Origin of the sequence: Bradyrhizobium sp. CB1717 (assembly GCF_029714325.1) — a bacterium.
Taxonomy (GTDB): domain Bacteria; phylum Pseudomonadota; class Alphaproteobacteria; order Rhizobiales; family Xanthobacteraceae; genus Bradyrhizobium.
The window spans coordinates 9,059,520-9,085,545 of record NZ_CP121666.1 but is presented as its reverse complement, the minus strand read 5'-3'; the positions used below and the strand labels follow the sequence as shown (position 1 = coordinate 9,085,545).

At 64.7% G+C, this 26,026-nt stretch carries 19 protein-coding genes; 13 read left to right on the top strand and 6 right to left on the bottom strand.

Features of this window, described 5'->3' with window-relative positions:
• Positions 1 to 10: 10 nt before the first annotated feature.
• The 6 genes from urtD to QA649_RS42210 all read left to right on the top strand — a co-directional run bounded on the left by urtD (position 11) and on the right by QA649_RS42210 (position 7,695).
• Positions 11 to 766: an urea ABC transporter ATP-binding protein UrtD gene (gene urtD, locus QA649_RS42235; protein ID WP_283022316.1), complete on the top strand. Its 756-nt coding sequence runs from the start codon at positions 11 to 13 to the stop codon at positions 764 to 766.
• Between the two features lie 12 nt (positions 767 to 778).
• Complete coding sequence (gene urtE, locus QA649_RS42230) at positions 779 to 1,468, top strand: urea ABC transporter ATP-binding subunit UrtE (RefSeq protein ID WP_283022315.1); 690 nt, start codon at positions 779 to 781, stop codon at positions 1,466 to 1,468.
• Between the two features lie 28 nt (positions 1,469 to 1,496).
• Complete coding sequence (fmdA, locus tag QA649_RS42225) at positions 1,497 to 2,726, top strand: formamidase (RefSeq protein WP_018644393.1); 1,230 nt, start codon at positions 1,497 to 1,499, stop codon at positions 2,724 to 2,726.
• A gap of 108 nt (positions 2,727 to 2,834) precedes the next feature.
• Positions 2,835 to 3,212: a zinc ribbon domain-containing protein gene (locus QA649_RS42220; RefSeq protein WP_283022314.1), complete on the top strand. Its 378-nt coding sequence runs from the start codon at positions 2,835 to 2,837 to the stop codon at positions 3,210 to 3,212.
• Positions 3,213 to 3,257: 45 nt separating this feature from the next.
• Positions 3,258 to 4,298 carry an aliphatic amidase gene (locus tag QA649_RS42215; protein WP_283022313.1) on the top strand — a complete coding sequence of 347 codons (1,041 nt, stop codon included), beginning with the start codon at positions 3,258 to 3,260 and terminating at the stop codon, positions 4,296 to 4,298.
• A gap of 286 nt (positions 4,299 to 4,584) precedes the next feature.
• Positions 4,585 to 7,695 carry an autotransporter outer membrane beta-barrel domain-containing protein gene (locus QA649_RS42210; RefSeq protein WP_283022312.1) on the top strand — a complete coding sequence of 1,037 codons (3,111 nt, stop codon included), beginning with the start codon at positions 4,585 to 4,587 and terminating at the stop codon, positions 7,693 to 7,695.
• A 132-nt stretch (positions 7,696 to 7,827) separates the two neighbouring features.
• On the opposite strand, the gene QA649_RS42205 is transcribed toward QA649_RS42210, so the two are convergent.
• From QA649_RS42205 to QA649_RS42190, 4 genes are all read right to left on the bottom strand, one after another.
• Positions 7,828 to 8,649, bottom strand: coding sequence for an MlaD family protein (locus QA649_RS42205; RefSeq protein ID WP_283022311.1), 822 nt, complete (start codon positions 8,647 to 8,649; stop codon positions 7,828 to 7,830).
• A 145-nt stretch (positions 8,650 to 8,794) separates the two neighbouring features.
• Complete coding sequence (locus QA649_RS42200; protein ID WP_283022310.1) at positions 8,795 to 11,011, bottom strand: acetate--CoA ligase family protein; 2,217 nt, start codon at positions 11,009 to 11,011, stop codon at positions 8,795 to 8,797.
• A gap of 134 nt (positions 11,012 to 11,145) precedes the next feature.
• Complete coding sequence (locus QA649_RS42195) at positions 11,146 to 11,715, bottom strand: class GN sortase (RefSeq protein ID WP_283022309.1); 570 nt, start codon at positions 11,713 to 11,715, stop codon at positions 11,146 to 11,148.
• A gap of 181 nt (positions 11,716 to 11,896) precedes the next feature.
• On the bottom strand, positions 11,897 to 14,161 hold the full coding sequence (locus QA649_RS42190) for a marine proteobacterial sortase target protein (RefSeq protein ID WP_283022308.1): 2,265 nt from the start codon (positions 14,159 to 14,161) through the stop codon (positions 11,897 to 11,899).
• Positions 14,162 to 14,348: 187 nt separating this feature from the next.
• Between QA649_RS42190 and QA649_RS42185 the strand changes: the two genes are divergently transcribed.
• The gene (locus tag QA649_RS42185) at positions 14,349 to 15,110 is read left to right on the top strand and encodes a helix-turn-helix transcriptional regulator (protein WP_283022307.1); all 762 of its coding nucleotides are present in this window, start codon (positions 14,349 to 14,351) and stop codon (positions 15,108 to 15,110) included.
• A 50-nt stretch (positions 15,111 to 15,160) separates the two neighbouring features.
• Here the strand turns inward: QA649_RS42185 and QA649_RS42180 are convergent, their stop codons facing one another.
• Together QA649_RS42180 and QA649_RS42175 are read right to left on the bottom strand one after the other, a co-directional pair.
• A complete protein-coding gene (locus tag QA649_RS42180) occupies positions 15,161 to 16,384 on the bottom strand; it encodes an ABC transporter substrate-binding protein (protein ID WP_283022306.1) in 1,224 nt (407 codons plus the stop codon).
• Between the two features lie 73 nt (positions 16,385 to 16,457).
• A complete protein-coding gene (locus QA649_RS42175; RefSeq protein ID WP_283022305.1) occupies positions 16,458 to 18,008 on the bottom strand; it encodes a long-chain fatty acid--CoA ligase in 1,551 nt (516 codons plus the stop codon).
• Positions 18,009 to 18,277: 269 nt separating this feature from the next.
• Between QA649_RS42175 and QA649_RS42170 the strand changes: the two genes are divergently transcribed.
• The 6 genes from QA649_RS42170 (at position 18,278) to QA649_RS42145 (ending at position 25,854) form a co-directional block, all read left to right on the top strand.
• Complete coding sequence (locus QA649_RS42170) at positions 18,278 to 19,414, top strand: acyl-CoA dehydrogenase family protein (RefSeq protein ID WP_283022304.1); 1,137 nt, start codon at positions 18,278 to 18,280, stop codon at positions 19,412 to 19,414.
• Positions 19,415 to 19,426: 12 nt separating this feature from the next.
• The gene (locus QA649_RS42165) at positions 19,427 to 20,113 is read left to right on the top strand and encodes an acyl-CoA dehydrogenase family protein (protein WP_283022303.1); all 687 of its coding nucleotides are present in this window, start codon (positions 19,427 to 19,429) and stop codon (positions 20,111 to 20,113) included.
• Positions 20,114 to 20,309: 196 nt separating this feature from the next.
• The gene (locus QA649_RS42160; RefSeq protein ID WP_283022302.1) at positions 20,310 to 21,110 is read left to right on the top strand and encodes an AraC family transcriptional regulator; all 801 of its coding nucleotides are present in this window, start codon (positions 20,310 to 20,312) and stop codon (positions 21,108 to 21,110) included.
• A gap of 197 nt (positions 21,111 to 21,307) precedes the next feature.
• Positions 21,308 to 22,174 carry a 3-keto-5-aminohexanoate cleavage protein gene (locus QA649_RS42155; protein WP_283022301.1) on the top strand — a complete coding sequence of 289 codons (867 nt, stop codon included), beginning with the start codon at positions 21,308 to 21,310 and terminating at the stop codon, positions 22,172 to 22,174.
• Positions 22,175 to 22,264: 90 nt separating this feature from the next.
• Positions 22,265 to 23,881, top strand: a complete 1,617-nt coding sequence (locus QA649_RS42150) for an acyl-CoA carboxylase subunit beta (RefSeq protein ID WP_283022300.1) — start codon at positions 22,265 to 22,267, stop codon at positions 23,879 to 23,881.
• Positions 23,878 to 25,854 (top strand): acetyl-CoA carboxylase biotin carboxylase subunit, encoded by a 1,977-nt coding sequence (locus tag QA649_RS42145; protein WP_283022299.1) that lies wholly within the window; start codon positions 23,878 to 23,880, stop codon positions 25,852 to 25,854. Before QA649_RS42150 ends, QA649_RS42145 begins: the two co-directional genes overlap by 4 nt.
• Positions 25,855 to 26,026: the final 172 nt, after the last annotated feature.

Genomic DNA, 26,026 nt, shown 5'->3' with positions numbered 1-26,026 from the left:
AGATAAGGTCATGCTCGTCGGTCATCAGCCCAAGGAATTCCTGCTCGCCGTCGAAGCGCTCACCGTGTCGTTCGACGGGTTCAAGGCGGTCAACGATCTCTCCTTCTATGTCGACGAGAACGAGATCCGCGTCATCATCGGTCCCAACGGGGCCGGCAAGACCACCGTGCTCGACCTGATCTGTGGCAAGACCAAAGCCACGTCAGGCTCGATCCAGTTCCGCGGCAAGGAGCTGACGCGGATGAGGGAGAACGAGATCGTCAAGACCGGCGTCGGGCGCAAGTTCCAGAACCCGTCGATCTACGACGATCTCACCGTGTTCGAGAATCTGGAGATCTCCTATCCGCGCGGCCGCTCGGTGTTCGGCGCGCTGACCTTCAACCGCGACGCCGCCGTGCGCGACCGGGTGCACGAGGTCGCCGAGATGATCTTCCTGAAGGACCGGCTGCACATGAATGCCGATCTGCTCAGCCATGGCCAGAAGCAATGGCTCGAGATCGGCATGCTGCTGATCCAGGACCCGGACCTGTTGATGCTGGACGAGCCTGTCGCCGGCATGAGCGTGTCCGAACGCGCCAAGACCGCGGAGCTGCTCAACCGCATCATCAAGAACCGCTCGGTGCTGGTGATCGAGCACGACATGAAATTCGTCGAGGACATCGCGCACAAGGTCACCGTGCTCCATCAGGGCCAGATCCTCTCGGAGGGCACCATGGAGAAGGTGAAGAACGATCCGAAGGTCGTCGAAGTCTATTTGGGTCACTAAGGAGGCGTGACGATGCTGGCAATTTCCGATCTTCACGTCGCCTACGGCCAGAGCGAGGTGCTGCACGGGCTCAACGTCAAGGTCGCGCCGAACGAGATCGTCGCGATCATGGGCCGCAACGGCATGGGCAAGACCACGCTGATGAAATCGCTGATGGGCATCCTACCGACCAAGAGCGGCTCGGTGACGATGGACGGTGCCGAGCTCGGCTCCTTGCCGAGCTACGCGCGCGTCGCCAAGGGGCTCGCCTACGTGCCGCAGGGCCGCATGATCTTCTCCACCATGACCGTGAAGGAGAACATCGAGACCGGTCTCGTCGTCTCCGGTGGGTCGGAGGTGCCTGAAGACATCTACGAACTGTTTCCGGTGCTGCTGGAGATGAAGGGCCGCCGCGGCGGCAATCTCTCCGGCGGCCAGCAGCAGCAGCTCGCGATTGCGCGCGCACTCGCGACCAAGCCGAAGGTGCTGCTGCTGGACGAGCCGACCGAAGGCATCCAGCCCTCGATCATCAAGGAGATGGCGCGCACCCTGAAGCGCATCCGCGACGAGAAGGGGCTCTCGATCGTCGTGTCCGAGCAGGTCCTGAGCTTCGCGCTCGATATCGCCGACCGTGTGCTGGTGATCGAGAACGGCGAGATCGTGCGCGACGATCCGCGCGACGCCGTCGATGCCGCGCAGGTCTCGAAATATCTGTCTGTCTAACCAACCGTAGTAAAAGGGGAGCATCTCGATGCCAGAGACACTGATCAAGGTCGATCTCACCAAGTCGGCTTACGAAAATGACATGGTGCACAACCGCTGGCACCCCGACATCCCGATCGTGGCCTGGGTCAATCCCGGCGACGACTTCATCATCGAGACCTACGACTGGACCGGCGGCTTCATCAAGAACAACGATTCCGCCGACGACGTGCGCGACATCGACCTGTCGATCGTGCATTTCCTGTCCGGACCGATCGGCGTCAAGGGCGCCGAGCCCGGCGACCTTCTCGTCGTCGACCTGCTCGACGTCGGCCCGCTCAAGGAGAGCCTGTGGGGCTTCAACGGCTTCTTCTCCAAGCAGAACGGCGGCGGCTTCCTCACCGACCACTTCCCGCTGGCGCAGAAGTCGATCTGGGACATCAAGGGTCTCTACACCTCGTCGCGTCATGTGCCCGGCGTGAATTTCGCCGGCCTGATCCATCCCGGCCTGATCGGCTGTCTGCCCGATCCGAAGATGCTGGAGACCTGGAACAAGCGCGAGGCCGAGCTGATCTCGACCAACCCGACCCGCGTGCCCGGCCTTGCCAATCCGCCATTCGCGCCGACCGCCCATGGCGGCCGCGCCAAGGGCGATGCCAAGGCCAAGATCGGCGCGGAGGGCGCGCGCACCGTGCCGCCGCGCGAGCACGGCGGCAATTGCGACATCAAGGATCTCTCGCGCGGCTCGAAGATCTACTTCCCGGTCTACGTGCCCGGCGCGGGTCTCTCGATGGGCGATCTGCATTTCAGCCAGGGCGACGGCGAGATCACCTTCTGCGGCGCGATCGAAATGGCCGGCTGGCTGCACCTCAAGGTCGAGGTGATCAAGGACGGCATGTCGAAATACGGCATCAAGAACCCGATCTTCAAGCCGTCGCCGATCACACCGAACTACAAGGACTATCTGATCTTCGAAGGCATCTCGGTCGATGAGGCCGGCAAGCAGCATTATCTCGACGTCCACATCGCCTATCGCCAGGCCTGTCTCAACGCCATCGAGTATCTGAAGAAGTTCGGTTACTCCGGCGCCCAGGCCTATTCGATCCTCGGCACGGCGCCGTGCCAGGGCCACATTTCCGGCGTGGTCGACGTGCCCAACGCCTGTGCCACGCTGTGGCTACCAACGGAGATCTTCGACTTCGACGTGATGCCGTCGGCGGCCGGACCCATCAAGCACATCACCGGCGATATCCAGATGCCGATCTCGCCGGACAAGTGACGCTGCGCTCCCTCTCCCCGTCCTCACGGGGAGAGGGGCGGGGTGAGGGGCTGTCGCCGCATGGGCGGTAGCAGTGAGCTGTGTTGAACACGCGCTAGGGATGATGCGATGCCGGTCTACGAATATCTCTGTGACGACTGTGGTCCGTTCAAGGACCTGCGCCCGATGGCGGAATGCGACGATCCGCAGAGCTGCCCGCACTGCGAGACCATGGCACCGCGGGTGATCCTGACCGCGCCGAATTTCTTCTGCATGCCTGCGGAGAAGCGCAAGGCGCACGCCGTCAACGAGCGCAGCTCGCACGCGCCGCAGACGCTGGCGCAATACAAGGCCTCGCACGGCCCGGGCTGTGGCTGCTGTTCCTCGGGCAAGACGGTCAAAGACAAGAACTCGACGGACAGGAAAAAGCCGGCGCGGCTGATGACCAAGACCAAAAGCGGCGGCAAGGGCTTTCCGACGGCGCGGCCCTGGATGATCAGCCACTAACGCCACACGCCAACATCAAGCAAATAAAGTACAGGAGCGATCAACATGCTTCACGGTGATATCTCCAGCAGCAACGATACGGTCGGCGTCGCAGTGGTGAACTACAAGATGCCCCGCCTGCACACCAAGGCCGAGGTGCTCGACAACGCCCGCAAGATCGCCGACATGATCGTCGGCATGAAGGTCGGACTGCCCGGCATGGACCTCGTGATCTTCCCGGAATACTCCACGCAAGGGATCATGTACGACTCCAAGGAGATGTACGAGACGGCGTCCGTGGTGCCGGGCGAGGAAACCGCGATCTTCGCCGAGGCCTGCCGCAAGGCCAAGGTGTGGGGCGTGTTCTCGCTCACCGGCGAGCGCCACGAGGAGCATCCGCACAAGGCGCCCTACAACACCCTGATCCTGATGAACGACAAGGGCGAGATCGTGCAGAAGTATCGCAAGATCATGCCGTGGGTGCCGATCGAAGGCTGGTATCCCGGCAATTGCACCTATGTCTCCGAGGGCCCGAAAGGCCTCAAGGTCAGCCTGATCATCTGCGACGACGGCAACTATCCGGAGATCTGGCGCGACTGCGCCATGAAGGGCGCCGAGCTGATCGTGCGTTGCCAGGGCTACATGTATCCGGCCAAGGAGCAGCAGGTCATGATCTCCAAGGCCATGGCCTGGGCCAACAACGTCTATGTCGCCGTCGCCAACGCCGCCGGCTTCGATGGCGTCTATTCCTATTTCGGCCACTCCGCGATCATCGGCTTCGACGGCCGCACCCTCGGCGAGTGCGGCGAAGAGGATTACGGCATCCAGTACGCGCAGCTGTCGAAACATCTGATCCGCGACGCGCGCCGCAACGGCCAGTCGCAGAACCATCTCTACAAGCTGGTCCACCGCGGCTACACCGGCATGATCAATTCCGGCGACAGCCCGCGTGGCGTCGCGGCCTGCCCATATGATTTCTACAAGAACTGGATTAGGGATCCCGAAGGCACGCGCGACATGGTCGAGGCCATGACCCGCTCGACGCCGGGCACCGACGAGTGCCCGATCGAGGGCATCCCCAATGAGGCGGCGGCCAGCAATTACTGAGCCGTCACAGATGCGGGCCCAGTCATGCGCAGAATGAGACGATTGGCCCCGCAAAACCGTGGCGCGGTTGCAACATGACGCTCAGATTCTGCTTCGGTTGTGCGCCAAACGGACGCATTCCGGCGTCGCCGTAGTTCTACGCAGCCTCGCCATGGCCTAAGTTCCCGGCGGAATTGCTGGGAATGGGGGGTGTAGCGTGCAAGGCGAGGGGCCAGGGAGGCGGCAGGGTCGACTGCGCCGATCCGTCGCTGCGTCGCTCATAGGCGTATCGGCGGTCGTCGTCGGCTTGAGCCTTTGCACCACGCCGGCCAACGCGGCTTGCACGCCCGATCCGGCCACGAGCGGCCAGACCGTCACCTGTAGCGGCACCGATACGGACGGCTTTCTGGCCGGCGTCGGCGTCGACAGCCTCACCGTCAACGTGCTCTCAGGCGCGACCGTCAACGACAACGGCGCGCTCTCGATCGGCGTCAACGATTCCAGCACCGTCACCAACAACGGGACCGTGTCGGCAGGCTCGGGGCTCACCGGCGTTGCCGTTGGAAATTCCAACACCGTGATCAACAACAGCACCATCACGGTGCTCGACAACGGCCTCGGCATCCTGGCGATCGATCACAACGTCATCACCAATGCCGGAACGATCACCACCGGCGACAGCGGCGCCGCGATCTCGGTCGGCGACAACAACACAGTCACCAATAGCGGTGCACTGTCGATCGGTGCGTCGGGCGTCGGTATCTTCTCCGGCCAGAACAACACGATCACCAACACCGCGACGGGCACGATCACCGGTGTCGACGATTCGACCGGAATTTTTGTCTTCGGCGGCGCGACTGTCACCAATGCCGGCTCGATCACGGTCGGCGATTCCACCGGCTTCTCCGGCGGCATTCTGGCGATCAGCAACAACAACACGGTGACCAACACGGCCACTGGCACGATCACGGTCGGGCAGAACGCAGCCGGCATCTTCATGCAGGGCGACTTCCAGACCGCCAGCAATTTCGGCACCATCACGGCTGTCGATCTTGCCGTCGGCATTGCCGTGCAGGGCGATGATTCGAAAATCACCAACGGCGGCGCGATCAACGTGGGTGGCACCGGATCGGTCGGCATTTCGATGCAGGGCGACCGGGCCACGATCAGCCAGAGTGGCACGATCAATGTCGGCCTGGCCGGTGTGGGCATTGCCTTTTCCGGCTCGTCCTCCACGATCACCAACAACGGGCGGATCACGAGCGCCGATGCTGCTGTCGAAGGCATCGTCGTGTTCGGCGATGCCAACGTCGTCACCAACGGCGGGACGATCACCGTCGGCGCGTCCGGCGTCGGCATCGATGCGAACGCGTCCTTGACGATCAACCAGATCGTCAACACCGGCACCATCACCGTCGGTGTCAACGGCACCGGCATCATGGTGAATGGCGGCGCCAACGTCTTCAACTCGGGCACCATCAACGCCAGCGCCTCCGGTGCTGTGGCGATCGACTTCTGCGGCTGCGGTTCCAACACGCTCACCCTCGGCCCCGGCAGCGTCATCAACGGCCAAGTGTTGGCATCGGGGACCGACACGTTCCAGCTCGGCGGTGTCGGCAAGGACACGTTCAACCTCGACCTGATCGGCACCGGCCTCCAGTACGACGGCTTCTCGACCTTCAACAAGGTCGATAGCTCGACCTGGACTGTGACCGGCACCGGCAATCAGGACTGGAACGTGCTCGGCGGCACGCTCATGCTCGCCGGCACCATCAACGGCACCGTGACCGTCGCCGCCGGCGGCACCTTCGGCGGTGTCGGCACGGTCGGCACGACCACCGTCACTGGCGGCACGCTAGCGCCGGGCAATCCGACCGGCACGCTCACCGTATCCGGTGATCTCTCATTCACGAGCGCGTCGAGCTATATGGTGCAGATCTCGGGCGCGAGCAGCGGCCTCACGGTGGTGACCGGCACCGCGACGCTCGGCGGCGCCACCGTCGTCGTCGTCCCGACCGGCTCGATCGCGAAGCACTACACGATCCTGAATGCGACAACGCTCCCCGATGCGTTCAACCCGGTCGTTGCGGGGCTCTCGTCGAATCTGCATGCGACGCTCAGCTACGATCTTCACAACGTCTACCTCGATCTCGCGCTGGGCTATGGCGGCGGCCTCAACATCAACCAGCAGAACGTCGCCAACGTGCTGACGAATTATTTCAACCGCACCGGCAGCCTTCCGGTCGCGCTCGCCAACCTCTCGCCGGCCGGCCTCACACAGGCCTCCGGTGAATCGGGCACGGGATCGCAGCAGACGACCTTCAATGCGATGAACCTGTTCATCAATCTGCTGACTGACGTCTTCGGCTCGGGGCGTAGCGGTGCGCCTGATGCGACACCGTATGCGGATGACGCGAGCGCCTATGCCGCGACCGGCAAGAATGCGCGTGACAACAACGCGCGCGACGCCTTCGCCTCGATCTACCGCAAGGCGCCGGGTGCGACGTTCGCGCAGCGCTGGGACGTGTGGGCGGCCGGCTATGGTGGGTCGCAGACCACCGACGGCAACACCGTCCTCGGCTCCAACACCACCGGCAGCAGCGTCTACGGCACGGCCGTCGGTCTCGACTACCGCTTCTCGCCGTCGACAATCGCCGGTTTCGCGCTGGCCGGCGGCGGCACCGGTTTCAACGTCAACGGGCTCGGCTGGGGCCGCTCCGACCTGTTCCAGGCCGGCGCCTTCGTGCGGCACACGGCGGGACCGGCCTATATCACCGCTGCGCTCGCCTATGGCTGGCAGGACGTCACGACGAACCGCATCGTCACCGCCGCAGGCGTTGATCAATTGCGTGCGCAGTTCAATGCCAATGCCTTCTCGGGCCGGATCGAGGGTGGTTACCGCTATGCCACGCAGTGGATTGGCCTCACGCCCTATGCCGCGGCCCAGGCCACCCTGTTCAGCCTGCCGAACTATTCGGAATTCGCGGTGGTCGGCAACAACACCTTTGCGCTCAATTATGCCGCCAAGGACGTCACCAGCACCCGCACCGAGCTCGGCCTGCGTGCGGACAAGCCATTTGCGGCGGCCGGCGGCCTGATGACCCTGCGCGGCCGGCTCGCCTGGGCGCATGACTACAATCCGGACCGCACCGTCGGCGCGGTGTTCCAGACGCTGCCGGGCGCGGCCTTCGTCGTGAATGGTGCCGCGCAGGCGCGCGATTCCGCACTGACCACGGCGTCGGTGCAGATGAACTGGATGAACGGCTGGTCCGCGTCGGCAACGTTCGAAGGCGAGTTCTCGAACGTCACCCGTTCCTACGCCGGCAAGGGCGTCGTCCGCTACGCGTGGTATGGACTCGTTGCTAGATCAGGCGGGACTGCCACCCTCCCCTGGAGGGGGAGGGTCGATCGCGCGTAGCGCGAGCGGGGTGGGTGATCTCTCCACTCGGGCATCGCATGCTGGGTAGCACCTTCACCCCACCTCGGATCGCATTTCGCTATGCTTCATGCGATCTTATCCTCCTCCTCCAGGGGAGGATAAGAAAGAGCATCACCGCTTCTTCTGCTCGGGCTGGCGCGGGGGGCGCGGCGGCACGGGGGTGCCCGCCATCTTGTTGGCGGTCTCACTGACGTCGAGCAGCGAGCGGCGGATGTCCTCGAGGTAAACAGCCGACTTTTTCCTCATCATGTCGGCGAGTTCGCGCAGCCCCTGCACCTTCTCGAACAGCTCGTCGGCCTTGCCGTCGACGAAGCCGGGCACCACGCCCTCGATCTTGGTGACGGCCTTGTCGAATCCCGCAAAGGCGCTGTCGACCTTGGCCATCACGGAATCGATCTCGCCGCCCTTGCTCCTGAGATCGGCGGTATGGGTCTCGAATGTGCGCAGGCCCTCCTTGATCGCGGGGGCGTTGCTCACGATGGTGCGGTCGACGCTGTGCAGGGTGTCGACGATGGATTCGACGTCGCTGAGATCGGCGGTGAGCACGGGAATGCCGTCCGAATCCAGCGGTACCGGCGGCGCGGAGGGCGCTCCGCCAATCAAGGAGACCGCGGCGACGCCGGTGAGACCCTGGAACTCGATACCGGCCACGGTGTCCTTGCGGATCGGCGCGGAGTTGTCGAGCATCACCAGCGCTACGACCTTGCGGGGATTGTCCAGCTTGATCGACAGGATCTGGCCCGCGAGCACGCCGTCGAAATTGACCGGGCCGCCGCGGCGCAGGCCGCTGGCGGAGCCGCCCTCGAACACCACGCGTAACTGGCTGCGGCTCTGGATGGTCCGCCATTTCTGCACGCCGAGCAGGCCGCCGAACGCCACGGCGATCACCGCCAGCGTCGCCGTTCCGATCACAAGGTTGCTCGCGCGTGCCATGAGGCTGAGTTTAGGGCCAAAGCGGGGAGGTTGGAAGAAGGCCGCGATTCTACGTAGGGCGGGTTAGCGAAGCGTAACCCGCCGTTTCTGTCCGTCCGCCGCGGCGGATTGGTGGATTACGCTGCGCTAATCCACCCTACGGACCTCAATGCTCGGCGGCGCGCTTTGCCGCAGCATTGTTCAGCACGATGAGCGCGTCGACGGCCACACCCGTCCTGGCATTGATCAGGAACGGGTTGATGTCGATCGATGCGATCCGGTCGCCGGCATCCGCGATCAGATTGGACAGGCCGACCAGCGCCTTCACCGCGGAGGCCTCGTGCAAGGCAGGCTTGCCGCGATAGCCGCGCATCTTGACGCCGGCCTTGGTGCGGCCGATCAGGTGCCGCGCCTCGGCCTCGTCCAGCGGTGCGCCGGCGAGCGCGACGTCCTTCATCAGCTCGATGTCGATGCCTCCCGTGCCGAACAGCACGACCGGACCCATTTCGGCATCGAGCGAGGCGCCGACCACGAGCTCGAGATCGGCTTTGACCTGCTGTGCGATCAGGATACCGTCCAGCTTCGGCTTGCCCTTCAGCTTCGCCACCCGCGCGGTGATGTCGGTGAACGCCTTCTTCACCTCGGCTGCGGTGTTGAGGTTCAGCACGACGCCGCCGATATCGGACTTGTGCAGGATCTCGGCGCTGACCACTTTTGCCACGACCGGGAAACCGATCTGCTTGGCGATCTTCACCGCCTCCGCCGCCGTCTGCGCGATCGCCTCCTTGGAGATCGGGATGCCATAGGCCTTCAGCAGCTTCTTCGAGGCGATCTCGTCGAGTGCGACGCCATTCGCGGACTTCAGCGCCTTTTCCAGCACGGCACGCGCGGCGGGCTTCGAGCTGGAGACGATGTCGGGCACTTCCTTGCGGAGCTTCGCATAGGCGAGCAGCGACTTGATCGCGGTCACCGCGCGGTCCATGCCCTGCATCACCGCGAGATGGGGGAGTGACTTGCGCAAGCCCTTGGTGAAGTCGGTGAAGCCGATCGACATCGCGCTGATATAGATCACGGGCTTGCCGGCCCCGCTCGCCATGTCGTTGACGATACGCAAATTCCGCTCGCGCACCTCGTGCGGCGCCTTCGGCAGCTCGGCATCGATGATGACGATGTCGATATCGGGGTCGTCGATCATCAGCTTGATCGACTTCACGTAGACGGAGGGATCGACCACCGCGGCAAAGCCGGCATCGAGCGGATTGCCGACGATCGAGCCCGGCCCGAGCATCTTGGCCAGCTCGCCGCTGACATGCGGGCTCAGCGGCGCGAAGTTCAGGCCTTCGGCATAGAACGCGTCGATCAGCATGCCGCGCTTGCCGCCGGACAGCGTCACGGCGGCGAGCCGGTCGCCCCTGGGCACGGCTGCGTGAACGAAGCATTCGGTGGTCTCGATCAACTCGTCGAGCCCGCCGACGCGAATGACGCCTTCGCGCGTGGCGATGGCGTCGAAGGTCTCGATCGATCCTGCCAGCGCCCCGGTATGCGCCATTGCCGCGGCGCGGCCGCCCTCGGACGCCCCGAGCTTGAGCGCGATCACGGGCTTGCTGGCGGCACGCGCCGCCTTGCAGGCATCGCGGAACGCCTTGGTGTTGCGCACGCCTTCGAGATAGACGACGATCACCTTGATGCTCGGATCTTCGGCGAAATAGCGCATCAGGTCCGGCGTCTCAAGCCCGGCTTCGTTGCCTGTCGTCACCATGTAGCCGACACCGACGCCGCGATCCTCCAGCGCCTGGCGGATCGCCATGACGATGGCGCCGGATTGGCCGGCGATCGCCACTGCGCCCTGTTCCATGGTCACGATGCGGTCGTCGATATTGGTGAAGAGCTTTTCGCCCGCGCTTAGGTTGCCGAGGCAGTTCGGGCCGGTGACGGCGAGACACGTCTCGCGGATCGCGGTTTGCAACTCTGTCGCGAGCTTCTGGCTCTCGTCATCCTGTAACTCGCTGAAGCCCGACGTGACGATGGTGGCCGAGCGCGCGCCGGCCGCTGCGGCATCGCGGATCACCTGCACGGCGAAGCGCGCCGGCACCAGCACCAGCACGTGATCCGGCTTTTCCGGCAGGCTGGCGAAATCCTTGTAGCAGGTGACGCCCCAGATGCTCTCGCGCTTGGCGTTGACCGGATAGAGCCCGCCCTCGAATCCGTATTTGACCAGATTGTTCCAGATGCGCTCGGCATAATTGCCGGGCTTGTCGGTCGCGCCCACCAGCACGATGTTGTGCGGGTGCAGCATGGCGTGGATTCCCTTGACGATGTCGCTGGCATCTGGCGGCGGAGACCATGGACGGGACGCGGATGCAGCAGACACATGGGCTTCCATGGCGTGACCTCACCTGTTGTTCTTATTGGTGTCGCGTCACTCTGTTCTATGGCGAGTCCTTTGGCAACTGTGTGGCTGGTATGCCGTGTGGTGGAATGAAGTGCGCATCGGTGCGTGTCAGTCCGATCGGCGATCTATCTGTCGGCTCCAATCAATGTTGCATGCAGGATGTAGCGATCGGGGCCGGAGGTGACGGCATCGAATGGCCAGCAGGTCGCGAGGACAAGCTCGAATCCCCCTGCCGTGGCGTCGATACCCGATGCATCGAAGCGGACCACGGCCGAGGAACCTGCGCGATAGCGAAAATGTTGGCCGTCGCTGCGCGTGACATCGATGATGTCACCCATGGCAACATTCCGCAGGAAGCGGAAATGAGTATCGCGATGCGCGGCGTAGACGGCAATCCCGCGTTCGCCCGCATCGGCCGTGTGCTGGATATGGCCGGGTCCGAAAGCGAGCGCCTGTCCGCTCGCACCTTCCAGCACGATGGCGCTGGCGCCGATCCGCTTCACCTCGATCCGCGCGACCGGCCAGGTGTCGGCCCACGACCAGGGCTTGACTGGCTGACCCGTCGCAATGCTCCGGTCGAACGCCCGCTCCAGCAGCACCTGCGCCAGCCACGCCTTGGCGTGGATATAGGCACCGTCGCCGAACAGGATGAGGCCGATCAGCGCCAAGACCAGGGGAGAGATGAGGCGGGGCATTGTGTTTCGTCTCCCGTCATTGCGAGCGAAGCGAAGCAATCCAGACTGTCTCCGCGGCGGCAGTCTGGATTGCTTCGTCGCTTCGCTCCTCACAATGACGATCAAAAAAAAGGCGCGCGCGGCCGTTGTACGGGACGGGCAGCCGCGCGCGCTAACAGAGGAGTTCGGGGATGCTCCTCTCTCAAGCGGCGTCAGTGAGCAAGGGCCGACGCCGGTTGAACACGAACAGGATCAGGGCGAGGACGATCAGGATGAAGCCTGTGATCATCTTCAGATCGGCCGAGGTTGCCGTCTTGGGCAGGCGGATCGCATCTGGGGCGGCAGGTGTCGGCCGCCTTGCCGCCGGCTGATTGCGCGCATCGGCATGGCGCTCGCGCAATTGCGTGGGCGTCAGATGCGGCCGTTCGCCAAAGACCTTCTCGAAATCCCAGCCGGCCGGCAGATTGATCGACAGGTCGGCGAGCTTGAGCGGTTCGCCCTCGGGCCGGCTCGGCGTCTTGTCGACCGCGACGAGGCTGGTGAGCCGCGTGACGATCTGATGGTCGAGCGCCAGCGCCAGGATCGCCTTGTCGGACTCTTCAGGCGTCATTTCGCGCAGGGTGCGCGCCACCTCCGCATCGCCGATCTTGCGCCTCGCCCAGAGCTTCGACAGGCCCTTGCCTTCGGCGGCATTTTGCAGCGGCAGCGTCACCGACCACGGACGGTCGCCGACGCGTCCCTTGATCTCGAGCGAGCCGGCGAGCTTGTCGAGTCTGGCCGCCAGCACCAGCGGCTCGTCGCGATAGACGTCGGGAATGATCGCCGGCGTGACGTCGGCCTTGGCCTCGGAGAACTTCGCGGTGAGGCCAGTCACCGCGGGATTTTCCAGCTTGGCAAACAGGCCGCGCATCCGCTCCTCGACCTGTTCGACCGAACCGATATGGGTGAAGGCGCCACGGCCGAGCTCGGCGGCGCGCGTCATCAGATAGGTGTTGGGCGCAGACCCGATGCCGACCATGAACACGCGCGAGCGGCCACGCATCGCCGTGATCGTCTCGAACAATTGCTGCTCGTTGCCGATCGCGCCGTCGGTCAGGAACACGACCTGGCGAACCATGTTCGTGTCGCCGAGCTTGTCGGTCAGCGCCGCCCGCATCGCGGGCACCATCTCGGTACCGCCGCGCGCCTGCAATCCATTCACGAAACCGAGTGCTTCGCCGAGATGCGCGGGGTCGGCCGACACAGGGGTCGAGAACAGCACGTCCATGGTGTCGTCGAAGCGGATCACGTTGAAGCGGTCGTTCGGCTGCAGACGGCCGAGGGCATAGAGCAGGCTGGCCTTGGCCTGAACGATGGAGGTGCCGCCCATCGAACCGGAATTGTCGATCACGAACACGACCTCGCGCGGCAGCGGCTTCTGCGTCGCCTGCTCGGCGCTCGGCGGGATGACGAAGGCGAGCAGGTAATCGGCATCGCCGACACGCTCGCGGAACAGCCCGACCGACGGCGCCTTCTCGGCAGCCGGCTTCCAGGTCAGTTCGAAATCGCGGTCGGCGGGGACAGCGCCGTCAGCGAGCGTGACGACACGCGTCGTGTTGTCCGGGCTCTCGACCTTGACGTTGTGGTGGTGGCTCTTGATCTCGCCGAGCGCAAAGCCGGCCTTCAGGTGCACCGTGATGCTGGTCGGATTGGCCGGTGCATTCTTCGCGGGATCCAGCACAGGCGGCGAGATGCGGTCGCGATCCGGCACAGGCTCCGATGTCGTTGCGCCCCAGCCGGAGCCATCCTGGCGGAAGTCGACGCTTTGCACGATCGGCGCCGGATTGTAGCGCGGCGCGACCACCAGCGGCAGGCGCAGCGAATATTCATTGCCGGATTGGTGCACCGGCTCCTGGTATTCGATCTGCACCAGCACGGTTTCGCCGGGGCCGATATTGGCGACCGAGTTGGTGAAGATGTTCGGCCGCTCCTGCTCGGTCAGCGCGGCCTTCTGGCCGGTGCTGCGCGCCTGCTCGTAGATCACGCGGGCCTGCTGCCGCTCCTTGATGTCGCCGACGATGACGCGGTCGCCGACCACCATCTTCAGCGTGTCGACGGCGCCATTTGTCGCGAGCGGATAGACATAGGTGGCTTCGACCCAATCCTTGGTCGGATTGCGGAACACCTGGGTGACGCGGGCGCGTAGCGTCGGGCCAGACACGGTGATGTCGACATCGGTGCCGAGGCGGATCGCCTCGGTATAGGCGCCGTCCTCCTTCAGCAGCAGGCTGCCCGACCGTGCCTCGCCGGGCTGGAGCAGGCGGGCCTGTTCGGTCGTTGCCGACCAACCCGTCCCGAAGCTCACCAGCAGCGCCACGAAGGCGACCAGCATCACCGCGATGCCCTGCGCGAGGAGAAACAATCCGACCTTGATCAGCCGGCCCAACAGGGGGTGTTCGTCGTCCTCGGCGGTGTCGTAGGTACTCATTTGGCCTGCTCCCGAAGCGTGTTTGCTGGCCTTCAGCATCCGCCGGGAGGGCCTGATTTCGCGAGCAGAATGATCGGCAATGTTCCGCCGCCGCCAGCCGGACGGGCCCGCCGCCGGGGCGGCCATGTGCGGTTTTGTGCTGGTTTGTCCGCCCTGCTAGGATGGCACTCCCAGGGCAGGGTTGACGATGCAGACGCAGGCCGACAAGCAGCTTTCAGACGAGCAGAGCCGCGAGATCGCGGAGACCATTCGCGAGGAGCTGGCCAGACGCCGGATCTCCCGGCAGGCGCTGGCCGAGCAGGCCAAGCTTAGTCTGTCGACGCTGGAGAAGGTTTTAGGCGGCCGCCGGCCGTTCACGCTGGCAACGACCGTCCGGCTGGAGCAGGCGCTGGGTGTGTCCTTGCGCAAGAGCGCCGCCGTGGTGACGCCTCCCGCCGCAAACGACGTCGCGCCCGACAGCCTCGGCTCCTATGCGCATCGCGCGGTGACCTGGCTCGAGGACGTCTACATCACGCTGCGGCCGTCCTTCGGCGACAAGGACGCGATCTTCGCCTACCGCACCGAGATCGTCTGGGAGCCGAAGGTCTCATCGCTGGTCTTCCGCGAGGGCGAGCGGACCGATACTGCCTATGAGCACACCGGCGAGGTCGCCGTTCCCCACCAGTCCGGCTTCATCTATCTCGTCATCATCAAGCACGGCCAGCATCGCGTGATCACGGTGTCGCGGCCGACCGTCGCCGGCGAGATGTACGGCATCATCTCGACGCTCCGGGCCGGCCCCGGCTCGCAGCTGACCCCGATCGCCGCGCCCATCGCCTATGTGCCGATCCGGAATATTCCGAAGCCGTCCCTGGGACGGGTTGTGCCCAACGACGCCAACTATGAGCTGTACCGAAAGCACCTGCGCCGCACGGTGGAAGAGCCGTTCGCGCTGTTCCTGCCTGCATAGATGACGGCCTCGCGGCCGCCATCCGCCATGCACAGAGCGATCGCCGCGAGCTAGCCGCTCGGGTCGGCGCTGATGATGTCGCCGAACAGCTCCCACTGGCCCTTCTTGAACCGCCACATCTTGAGCTGCTCGATCGGCGCGAAGTCGGTGGCGGAGGTGTTGATCTTGATCCCCGGGATCAGCGTGTCGGGGACGAAGTCCCTCAGGCTGGCAGCCTGCTTCATCACGTTCTCACGGGTCAGATTGTCGCCGGACTGCTTCAGCACCTGCACCATCGTCTGAGCCGCGGCGTAGGCGTAAACCAGATTGGCGTCGGAGATGTTTGCGCCGGGCATGTACTTGTCGATGAAGGTCATGAACTTCTTCATGCCCTCGTCGTCCTTCCACTGCGGATCCGACGCGTCCTTCAAATATCCGGCCGACAGCACGCCTTCGGAGGCCTCGAGACCGGCCGGCTTCATCACCGCGCCGATCGACACCGAGACGTCGGTCATCAGGTGCATCGGCTTCCACTCCAGCTCCGCGATCTTCTTGATCGCCTGGGCCGCGAATTTCGGCGTCGCGATGTTGACGAAGACATCGGCGCCGGTGCCCTTGAGCTTGACGATATGGGCGTCGATCGACGGCTCCGAGGTCTCGTAGCTCTCCTCGGCGACGATCAGCTTCGAGGCCTTGTCGCCGAACACGTCCTTGATGCCGGCGACGTAATCCTTGCCGAAATCGTCGTTGGCATAGAAGATCGCGACCTTGGCGTCCGGCTTCTCCTTCAGAATATATTTTGCGAAGATCTGTGCCTCGACCCGGTAGCTGGGCTGGAAGCCCATGGTCCATGGAAAATTCTTCGGGTCGTTCCACTTGCTGGCGCCGGTGGCGAGGAACAGCTGCGGCACCTTCTTGCTGTTGTGATATTTCTGCACGGCGGTCTGCGTCGGCGTGCCCAGCGCGTTGAACACCAGGAAGACCTCGTCGCTCTCGATCAGCTTGCGGACCTGCTCCACGGTCTTCGGCGGCGAATAGCCGTCGTCATAGGAAATCCAGTTGATCTTGCGGCCGTTGACGCCGCCCTGGTCGTTGATCATCTTGAAATAGGCTTCCTCGGTCTTGCCGATGATGCCGTAGGCGGAGGCAGGACCCGAATAGGCCTCGACATTGCCGATCTTGATCTCGGTGTCGGTGACGCCGGTGTCGTATTTCTTCTGCGCCTGGGCGCCCTGGGTCGAGAGCAATGTCAGGGCGGCAGCCGCGGCGAGCAGGGAGAGTTTCTTGTTCTTCATGGAAATTCCTTGGGGTTTCTTGTTGGCTGGGGCAGGCACTTCAAAACAAAAGCGCCCGCAAGGGGCGCTTCGATCAGGCGTTGGCGACTTTCCTGTCGACCTCCGAGGCGACGGAGAATTCCTTGCGCAAGGTCGGCTTGTGGATCTTGCCGGTGGCGTTGCGAGGTAAGGCATCGACGAAGCGAATCTGGCGCGGACATTTGAAGCGGGCCAGATTGGCCACGCAATGCGCGAACACATCCGCTTCGGTAAGCCGCTGGCCCTGTTTGACCGCGACGATGGCGAGGCCGACCTCGCCCCATTGCGCATCGGGAATGCCGATCACGGCGGCTTCCGCGATCGCGCCGAGCTGGTGCAAGACGTTCTCGACTTCGGCCGGATAGACGTTTTCGCCGCCGGAAATGTACATGTCCTTCCAGCGGTCGACGATGTAGTAGAAGCCCTCCTCGTCGACGCGCGTCGCATCGCCCGTGTGAAGCCAGCCGTCGGTGAAGGAGGTCTTGTTCGCCTCAGGCCTGTTCCAGTAGCCCGGCGTGATGTTCGGCCCCTTCACCCAGAGCTCGCCGAGCTCGCCGACATCGGCATCGCTGCCGTCGGGCCGCACGATGCGCACCTCCGTGTGCAGCACCGGCTTGCCGGCGGAGCCTGCTTTCCGCGCCGCATCCTCGCGATCGAGCACCAGCACGGCTGGCGAGGTCTCGGTCATGCCGTAACCCTGCTGCAGCGCGACGCCGCGCGCCTCCCAGACCTTCAAGAGCGGCACCGGCATCGGTGCGCCGCCGACACCGCCGACGATCAGGCGGGTCAGGTCGGTCGTCGCGAAGGCCGGATGCTGCGCCATGAACTGGTAGATCGCGGGCACGCCGAAAAACACATTGATGCCCTGCGCAGGATCGTTGATCAGCTCAAGCGCCGTGCCGGGATCGAAGGCGCGCATGATCATGACCGTGCCGCCGGCGTGCAGCACCGGATTGGTATAGCAATTGAGCCCGCCGGTGTGGAACAGCGGCAGCACGGTGAGCAGCACCGAGGACGGCCCGATGCAGGCGGGGCCGCCGAGATTGACGCAATTCCAGAAGGTCATGCCATGGGTGATGGTCGCGCCCTTCGGATGCCCCGTCGTGCCCGAGGTGTACATGATGGTCGAGACATCATCGAGCGTGACCTCCTCGATTGCCTCGAGCGGTTTTGCGGCGGCGATGCCGGCCTCATAGCTGCCGCCAGGGCCGAGCAGCAGGCTGGTCGCAACGTTGCAGAGCTTTGCGACGCTGAGTGCCGCCTCGGCCAGATCGGTGTCGTGGATCATCACCTTCGGCGCGCAGTCGGCGGTGATGAACTGGAGCTCGGGGACGGTGAGGCGGGTGTTCAGCGGCACGAAGATGGCGCCTAACCGACCGCAGGCGAACTGCACCTCCAGCGTATCGGTCGTGTTCAGTGCCAGCACGGCGACGCGGTCGCCGCGCGCGACCTTCAGCGTGTGACACAGGAACGAGGCGAGGCGCGAGACGCGGGCGTCGAGCTGCGAATAGCTGAAGCGGCGTTCGCTCGCGAGATCGATGAGCGCGACCTTGCCGGGCGTGCGGCGGCCATGGTGGGCGATCCAGTCGTAGTAACGAACGGCCAAAAATCCCTCCCTCGGCGGTCCTGTGCCGCCTGTAGCCCTATTGCCGGGCACCATGCCCGGCGTGGCCGCGAGGGCCAGCCGGAGTTTGTGCACCACGTCTTTTTTTTGATTTGGAGTTGGCCTGCGAGGGACGAAAATCGTCTTGCGTTGAGTTGCTAGGTCGCAGGCTGCGGTGAAGCGGTTCCTCCGGTCAGCCACTCTGCGCAAGTGAACGGCAAATGTTCCAGCCATGGTGAACGCGACGAATCCGCCAACAGGGCGAGACCACGATGAAGAGCCCGTTCTATACCGCCGAGCACGACGCCTTCCGCGACGTCATGCGCCGCTTTGTCGAGAAGGAGATCGCCCCGTTCGCCCATGAATGGGACGAAGCCGGCGAATTCCCGCGCGAGCTCTATCGCAAGGCGGCCGAAATCGGCCTTCTGGGACTTGGATTCCCCGAGGAATATGGCGGCATCGCTGCCGACCAGTTCATGAAGATCGTCGCCAGCCAGGAATTGGCGCGGGCTGGCGCAGGCGGCGTCAGCGCCAGCCTGATGAGCCACACCATCGGCTCGCCGCCGATCGCGCGCGCGGCGCGGGCCGAGGTGAAGGCACGCGTGCTGCCGCAGGTGTTGGCAGGCGAGAAGATTTCTGCGCTTGCGATCACGGAGCCGGGCGGTGGATCGGACGTCGCGAATCTGCGGACCCGCGCGCGGCGGGATGGCGATCACTACGTCGTGAGCGGTGAGAAGACCTTCATCACCTCCGGCGTGCGCGCCGATTATCTGACTGTCGCCGTGCGCACCGGCGGCGAGGGCGCCGGCGGTGTCAGCCTGCTCCTGATCGAGGGCGATACGCCCGGCCTGTCCAGGACAAAACTGAAGAAGATGGGCTGGTGGGCCTCCGACACTGCGACGCTGCATTTCGACGAATGCCGGGTGCCGGCCGAAAACCTGATCGGCGAAGAGGGCCAGGGCTTCAAGATCATCATGCAGAATTTCAACAGCGAGCGGATGGGCATGGCAGCGAGCTGCACGGCCTTCGCCCGCGTCTGCCTCGACGAGGCGGTCGCCTATGCGAAGGAACGCAAGACCTTCGGCAAGCCGCTCGCCCAGCACCAGGTCATCAGGCACAAGATCGTCGACATGGCGCAGAAGGTCGCGGCCAGCCAGGCGATGCTGGAGATGCTGGCCTGGCGGCTCGAGCAGGGCGAGAGCCCGGTCGCTGAAATCTGCATGATGAAGAACCAGGCGACGCAGACCATGGCATTCTGCGCCTCGGAAGCCGTGCAGATATTCGGTGGCGCCGGCTTCATGCGCGGCATCAAGGCCGAGCGTATCTACCGCGAGGTCAAGGTCAACGCCATCGGCGGCGGTACCGAGGAGATCATGAAGGATCTGGCGTCGCGGCAGATGGGGTTGTGACGAGAGGACAAAATGCTATTCACCGCCGACCACGACGACATCCGCCGTTCCTTGCAAAAATTCATCGCCAACGAGATCAATCCCCACGTCGATGAATGGGAGAAGGCCGACATCTTCCCGGCGCATGAGCTGTTCAAGAAGATGGGCAGCCTCGGCTTCCTCGGGTTGAACAAGCCGGTCGGGTTCGGCGGCTCGGGCCTCGACTACTCCTACGCGCTGATGATGGCTGAGGAGCTGGGCGCCATCACCTGCGGCGGCGTGCCGATGGCGATCGGGGTGCAGACCGACATGGCAACGCCCGCGCTGTCGCGCTTCGGCTCGGACGAGGTGCGGCGCGAATTTCTGGCGCCCTCGATCTCCGGCGATTACGTCGCCTGCATCGGCGTCTCCGAGCCCGGCGCCGGCTCGGACGTCGCCTCGATCAAGACCAATGCGCGCTCCGACGGCGACGATTACGTCATCAATGGCGGCAAGATGTGGATCACCAACGGCACCCAGGCCGACTGGATCTGCGCCGCTGACATTGTCATTGGTTATGCGCTGCGCCTCGCCGACAGTATCGGCCTCGCCAAGGACTTTGGGCCAAATGTCGCAGCCTATTGGGCCCGCCTGCAACAGCGCGACGGCTTCAAGCGCGCCGTTGCTGCGGAGCAAAAGGCCGGCGTCGAGCAGAATGTTGCGCCACGGGTGAGGGCGTAAGTTTGAGGCCGGTCATTCCGGGGCGATGCGAAGCATCGAACCCGGAATCTCGAGGTTCCGGGTTCGGTCCTGCGGACCGCCCCGGAACGACAGCGGATGTTTCCATGACAGCGCTATCCCGTCGTGACAGCGCCCAAATTTCCGCTAAGGTGACCTCCGTCCGCAGCGGCCAGAGAGCCGCGCGAGGAGGAGCCCAATGGAAAATAACGGTCGCGAATCCGACCATCTGATGCTGATCACGCCCGAGCGGGTGTTCTATGCCGGCCTGCTCGGCCGCCCCCGCAAGCGGACCCCGGGCTGCTGCCACGTCTATGTGGCGGTGAAGGGTAATCTGCACCTGACCATCGACGACGTCCTTGCCACCGGCGAGCTGTTCGTCACCCTGCCGAACCAGCGACATTCCATTGCCAGCGACTATCGCACCGCGATCAGCGTGACGCTCGAGCCCGAAAGCATGCCGGATGGCGCGATCGAGGCCCTGGCCGAGCGGCTGACCGGACCCGATCGTGCGGTCTACGCCCGCAAGATTCTCGCCGCCTACGCGCTGCTGCGCCAGCGTCGCTATGGCGACATCACCACCGCCGAGTTCGACGAGATGTGCTTTGGCGAGGCGCTGCCGCGCCGCGTGCTCGACCCCCGCGTGATGCGCGCGGTCGCCCGCATCGGGCGCTTCTCCGGCGAGCCTGTCACGGCGGACACCTGCGCCACCGAGGCGGGCCTCTCCGCCTCGCGTTTCCTTCACCTGTTCAAGGAGGAGACCGGCATCTCGTTCCGCTCCTTCCGGGCCTGGAAGCGCGCGCGGCATCTGCTGCACTTCGCCAACCAGGACCTCAACCTCGCCCATCTCGCGCAGGACATCGGCTATCCCGATTCCACGCATTTCAGCCACTCGATCCGCCGCTTCTACGGATTGAAGCCGCGCGCGATCTTCGTCGGCTCGCGGGATCTTGCGATCTACCGCAGCACCGAGACGGTGCGGCTGGCGGAAGCGAGCTAGGCTCGCTCTCGTAGGGTGGGCAAAGCGAAGCGTGCCCACCATCTTTGCCAAACACCGAGACGTGGTGGGCACGGCGCAAGGGCGCCTTTGCCCACCCTACGGCATCTCGTTTTCCCAGCTTCTCCGCGCAAGAAGCCGCATGTCGCGCGTCACATGATCGCAAGCGTTGAATTCTCAACGTGCGAGACATTTTTGGCATGAGCGACAAGGCCGTCATCACCTGCGCGCTGAACGGCGTGCTCACCGACCCGAAGCAGCACAACGTGCCCGTGACGCCCGAGCAGATGGCGCGCGAGGCCAGGGCTGCCTTCGATGCCGGCGCGTCCATCATGCACATCCACCTGCGCCAGCAGGCGCCGGGCAAGGGGCACCTGCCGTCCTGGGAGGTTGCGGTCAGCAATGAGATCCAGCAGGCGATCCGCGAAGCCTGTCCCGGCGTCATCATCAATCACACCTCGGGCGTGTCGGGGCCGAACTACTCTGGCGCGCTCGACTGCATTCGCGAGACCAGGCCGGAGATCGCCGCCTGCAACGCCGGCTCGCTGAATTACCTGAAGGTGAAGGCCGACAACAATTGGGCCTGGCCGCCGATGATGTTCGACAACGCAGTCGAGAAGGTGAAGGACTATCTCGACGTCATGAACGCCGTCGGCACCATCCCCGAATTCGAATGCTTCGATGTCGGCATTGTCCGCTGCGTCGGCATGTACCACCAGGTCGGCATGTACAAGGGTCCGCTCGAATATAACTTCGTGATGGGCGTCGCCTCCGGCATGCCTGCCGATCCCGAGCTGCTGCCGATCCTGATCAAGCTGAAGCGCCCCGAAGCGCATTGGCAGGTCACCGCCATCGGCCGCGAAGAGATCTGGCCGCTGCATCAGCGCTGCGCCGAGCTCGGCGGGCATTTGCGCACCGGCCTCGAGGATACCTTCTATCTCGCCGACGGCAAGAAGGTGACCTCGAACGGTCAGCTCATCGAAGCGGTCGCCGCCTGCGCAAGGCGCGCCGGCCGCGAGATCGCATCGCCGGCCGAGGCGCGGAAGATCTTTGGGACGAACAGGTAATTGTCGTTCCGGGGCGCGCAAAGCGCGAACCCGGAACCTCGAGATTCCGGGTTCGATGCTGCGCATCGCCCCGGAATGACGGAGTAAACTGTGTCCATTCTCGAAAACACCATCTCCCCCAGCAGCGCCGGCTACCACGCCAACCGCGACGGCATGCTCGCACTGATCGATCGCATGCGCGCGCTGGAAGGGCGCACGCGTGCCGCATCCGCCGCGGCAAAGGACCGCTTCCACAAGCGCGGCCAGTTGCTGCCGCGCGAGCGCGTCGCGCTGGTGCTCGATCCCGGTGCGCCCTTCATCGAGCTGTCGACGCTGGCCGGCTACATGTTCGACGTGCCCGATGCGAACAAGAGCGTGCCGGGCGGCGGCGTCATCGCCGGCATCGGCTTCGTCTCGGGCATCCGCTGCATGGTCAGCGCCAGTGATTCCGGCATCGACGCCGGCGCGCTGCAGCCTTATGGCCTCGACAAGACGCTGCGGGTGCAGGAGCTCGCGCTGGAGAACAAGCTGCCCTATGTCCAGCTCGTCGAAAGCGCCGGTGCCAACCTCTTGCGCTACCGCGTCGAGGATTTCGTCCGCGGCGGCAACATCTTTCGCAATCTCGCGCGGCTCTCGGCGGCGGGCCTACCGGTCGTCACCGTCACACATGGCTCGTCCACCGCCGGCGGCGCGTATCAAACGGGTCTCTCCGACTACATCGTCATGGTCCGCGGCCGTACCCGCGCCTTTCTTGCCGGGCCGCCGCTGCTGAAGGCCGCGACCGGTGAGGTCGCGACCGAGGAAGAGCTCGGCGGCGCCGAGATGCACACGCAAGTCTCGGGCCTCGGCGATTATCTCGCCGAGGACGATCGCGACGCATTGCGCATCGCGCGCGAGATCATGGCGGCGATGGAATGGCAGCGGCCCGGCAGGGCGGCTCCAGAGTTCAAGCCGCCGCGCTACGACCAGGACGAGCTGCTCGGCATCATGCCGATGGACCACAAGCGCCCCGTCGACATGAAGCAGGTGATCGCCCGCATCGTCGACGATTCCGACTTCACCGAGATGGCGCCGAATTACGGCCCGGCCACCGTCTGCGGCCATGCCCGCATCGAAGGCCAGGCGATCGGCATCATCACCAACAACGGCCCGCTCGATCCCGCCGGCGCCAACAAGGCGACGCATTTCATTCAGGCCTGCTGCCAGACCCGCACGCCGATCCTCTATCTCAACAACACCACCGGCTACATGGTCGGCAAGGCCTATGAGGAAGCCGGCATGATCAAGCACGGCTCGAAGATGATCCAGGCGGTGACCTCGGCGACGGTGCCGCAGATCACCATCTATTGCGGCGCCTCGTTCGGCGCCGGCAATTACGGCATGTGCGGCCGCGGCTTCCATCCGCGCTTCTGCTTCTCCTGGCCCAACGCCAAGACCGCCGTGATGGGCGGCGAGCAGGCCGCCGAGACCATGGCGATCGTGACCGAGGCCGCCGCCGCCCGCCGCGGCAAGCCGATCGAGAAGGACAAGCTCGACGCCATGAAGGCGCAGATTATCGGCGTGTTCGACGGCCAGATGGATGTGTTCTCGACCAGCGCGCGCGTGCTCGACGACGGGGTGATCGATCCGCGCGATACCCGCGCGGTGCTCTCCGAGGTGCTAGCGATCTGCCGCGAAGGCGATGTGCGAAATCCTCAACGCATGCAGTTCTCGGTGGCCCGCCCATGAGGAACGGATCAGTGCATCATCGACCGTTCTTCAAGGTCCTGGTCGCCAATCGCGGTGAGATCGCATTGCGCGTGATGCGCAGCGCGCGGCGGCTCGGCTTGGGCGTCGTCGCGGTCTATTCCGATGCGGATCGCGATGCCCTTCACGTCAAGCAGGCCGATCAGGCCGTTCGCATCGGCGAAGCCCTGCCGGCGCAATCCTATCTCAACATCCCCGCGATCATTGCCGCTGCCAAGGCGAGCGGCGCGGATGCCGTTCACCCCGGCTATGGTTTCCTCGCCGAGAACGAAGACTTTGCGCAAGCCTGCAAGGATGCCGGCCTCGTTTTCATCGGCCCGTCGCCTCAGGCGATCGAGGCGATGGGCAACAAGGCCGGCGCCAAGGAGATTATGAAGAAGGCCGGCGTGCCCTGCGTGCCCGGCTATCAAGGCGCCGACCAAGGCGACGAAGTCATGCTCGCGGAAGCCAAGAAGATCGGCTTTCCCGTGATGATCAAGGCGGTGGCCGGTGGTGGCGGGCGTGGCATGCGGCTCGTCGCCGATGCGGCGTCGTTCCCCGACGCGCTGCGCAGTGCGCGGTCGGAAGCGAAGGCAGCGTTCGGCGATCCCACGGTCATCCTCGAGCGCGCGATCCAGAATCCCCGCCACATCGAGATTCAGGTGTTCGGCGACATTCGCGGCAATGCCATTCATCTCGGCGAGCGCGACTGTTCGGTGCAGCGGCGCCACCAGAAGCTGATCGAGGAGGCGCCGTCCCCCGCGGTCACGCCCGAGCTGCGCGCGAAGATGGGGGAGGTCGCGGTCGCGGCGGTGAAGGCGCTGCGCTATGAGGGCGCCGGTACTCTGGAATTCCTGCTCGATGCAAGCGGCGAGTTCTACTTCATGGAGATGAACACGCGTCTCCAGGTCGAGCATCCCGTCACCGAGGCGATCACCGGGCTCGATCTCGTCGAGCTGCAGCTGCGCATCGCTCGTGGCGAGCCGTTGCCGGTGAAGCAGCAGGACATCCGTTTCACAGGCTATGCCATCGAGGTGCGGCTCTGCTCGGAAGACGCCGCGCAGGATTTCATGCCGCAGTCCGGCCGCATGGCGCGCTGGCAGGTGCCTGACAGCATCCGCGTCGAGCACGCGCTGCAATCGGGCTCGGAGATTCCGCCGTTCTACGATTCCATGATCGCCAAGGTGATCAGCCACGGCGCCACGCGCGAGGAGGCGAGGGGGCGGCTGATCGTCGGTCTGGAGCAGCTCACGGCTTTCGGCGTGACCACCAACCAGGCGTTCCTGATGTCCTGCCTGCGCCACCCCGGCTTTGCCAGGGGCGAGGCGACGACGGCCTTCATTGGTTCGCATCGGGACGAGTTGCTGGCTCCGCGCGCGAACGCTGCATTCGACATGGCGCTGGCGGGCCTGCTGCTCTACGTCACCAACCCCCGCGCGCCGTCATGGCAAAGCGGGCGGAGCCTCGCCGCCGCCTTTCCGCTTCCGGCGAAGATCGAAATCGCCGGCCACGCGCACGAGCTCGACGTCACGCGCGAGCGCGATGGCAGCTACACCGTCGCCACCGACGGCCGGCAAGACAAGTTCGAAATCGACCAGCTCGATCCCGACGCCATCCGCTTCCGCCACGACGGCGTGATGGACAGCGCAAAATTCCTGCGCGACGGCGATCGGCTCCACCTCCAGCACCGCGGCATTCCGCTCGCCGTCACCGATCTCACCCTCGCCGCGCCGAAAGCGGCGGCAGCGAATGGCGGCGACGGCAAGGTCCGCGCTGCCATGAACGGCCGCGTCGTCGCGGTCCTGGTCAAGCCGGGCGACCGCGTCACCGCGGGCCAGCCGGTGCTGACGCTGGAAGCGATGAAGATGGAGCACGTCCACAAGGCCGGCATCGATGGTGTCGTCGCCGCGATCGACGTCGCCGAGGGCGAGCAGGTGACGACGGGCAGGATTGTCGCGGAGATCGGGGCCGGGTAGCGCGCCGCAAACACGGTCTCGTAGGGTGGGCAAAGGCGCATAGCGCCGTGCCCACGAATGTCATCGTATGCGGGATGGTGGGCACGCTTCGCTTTGCCCACCCTACGGCACCTCCCCGGCTGAAAGCCAAAAATACAAATAATTCCAACGAGATGCTCGCTCGCAAAGCTCA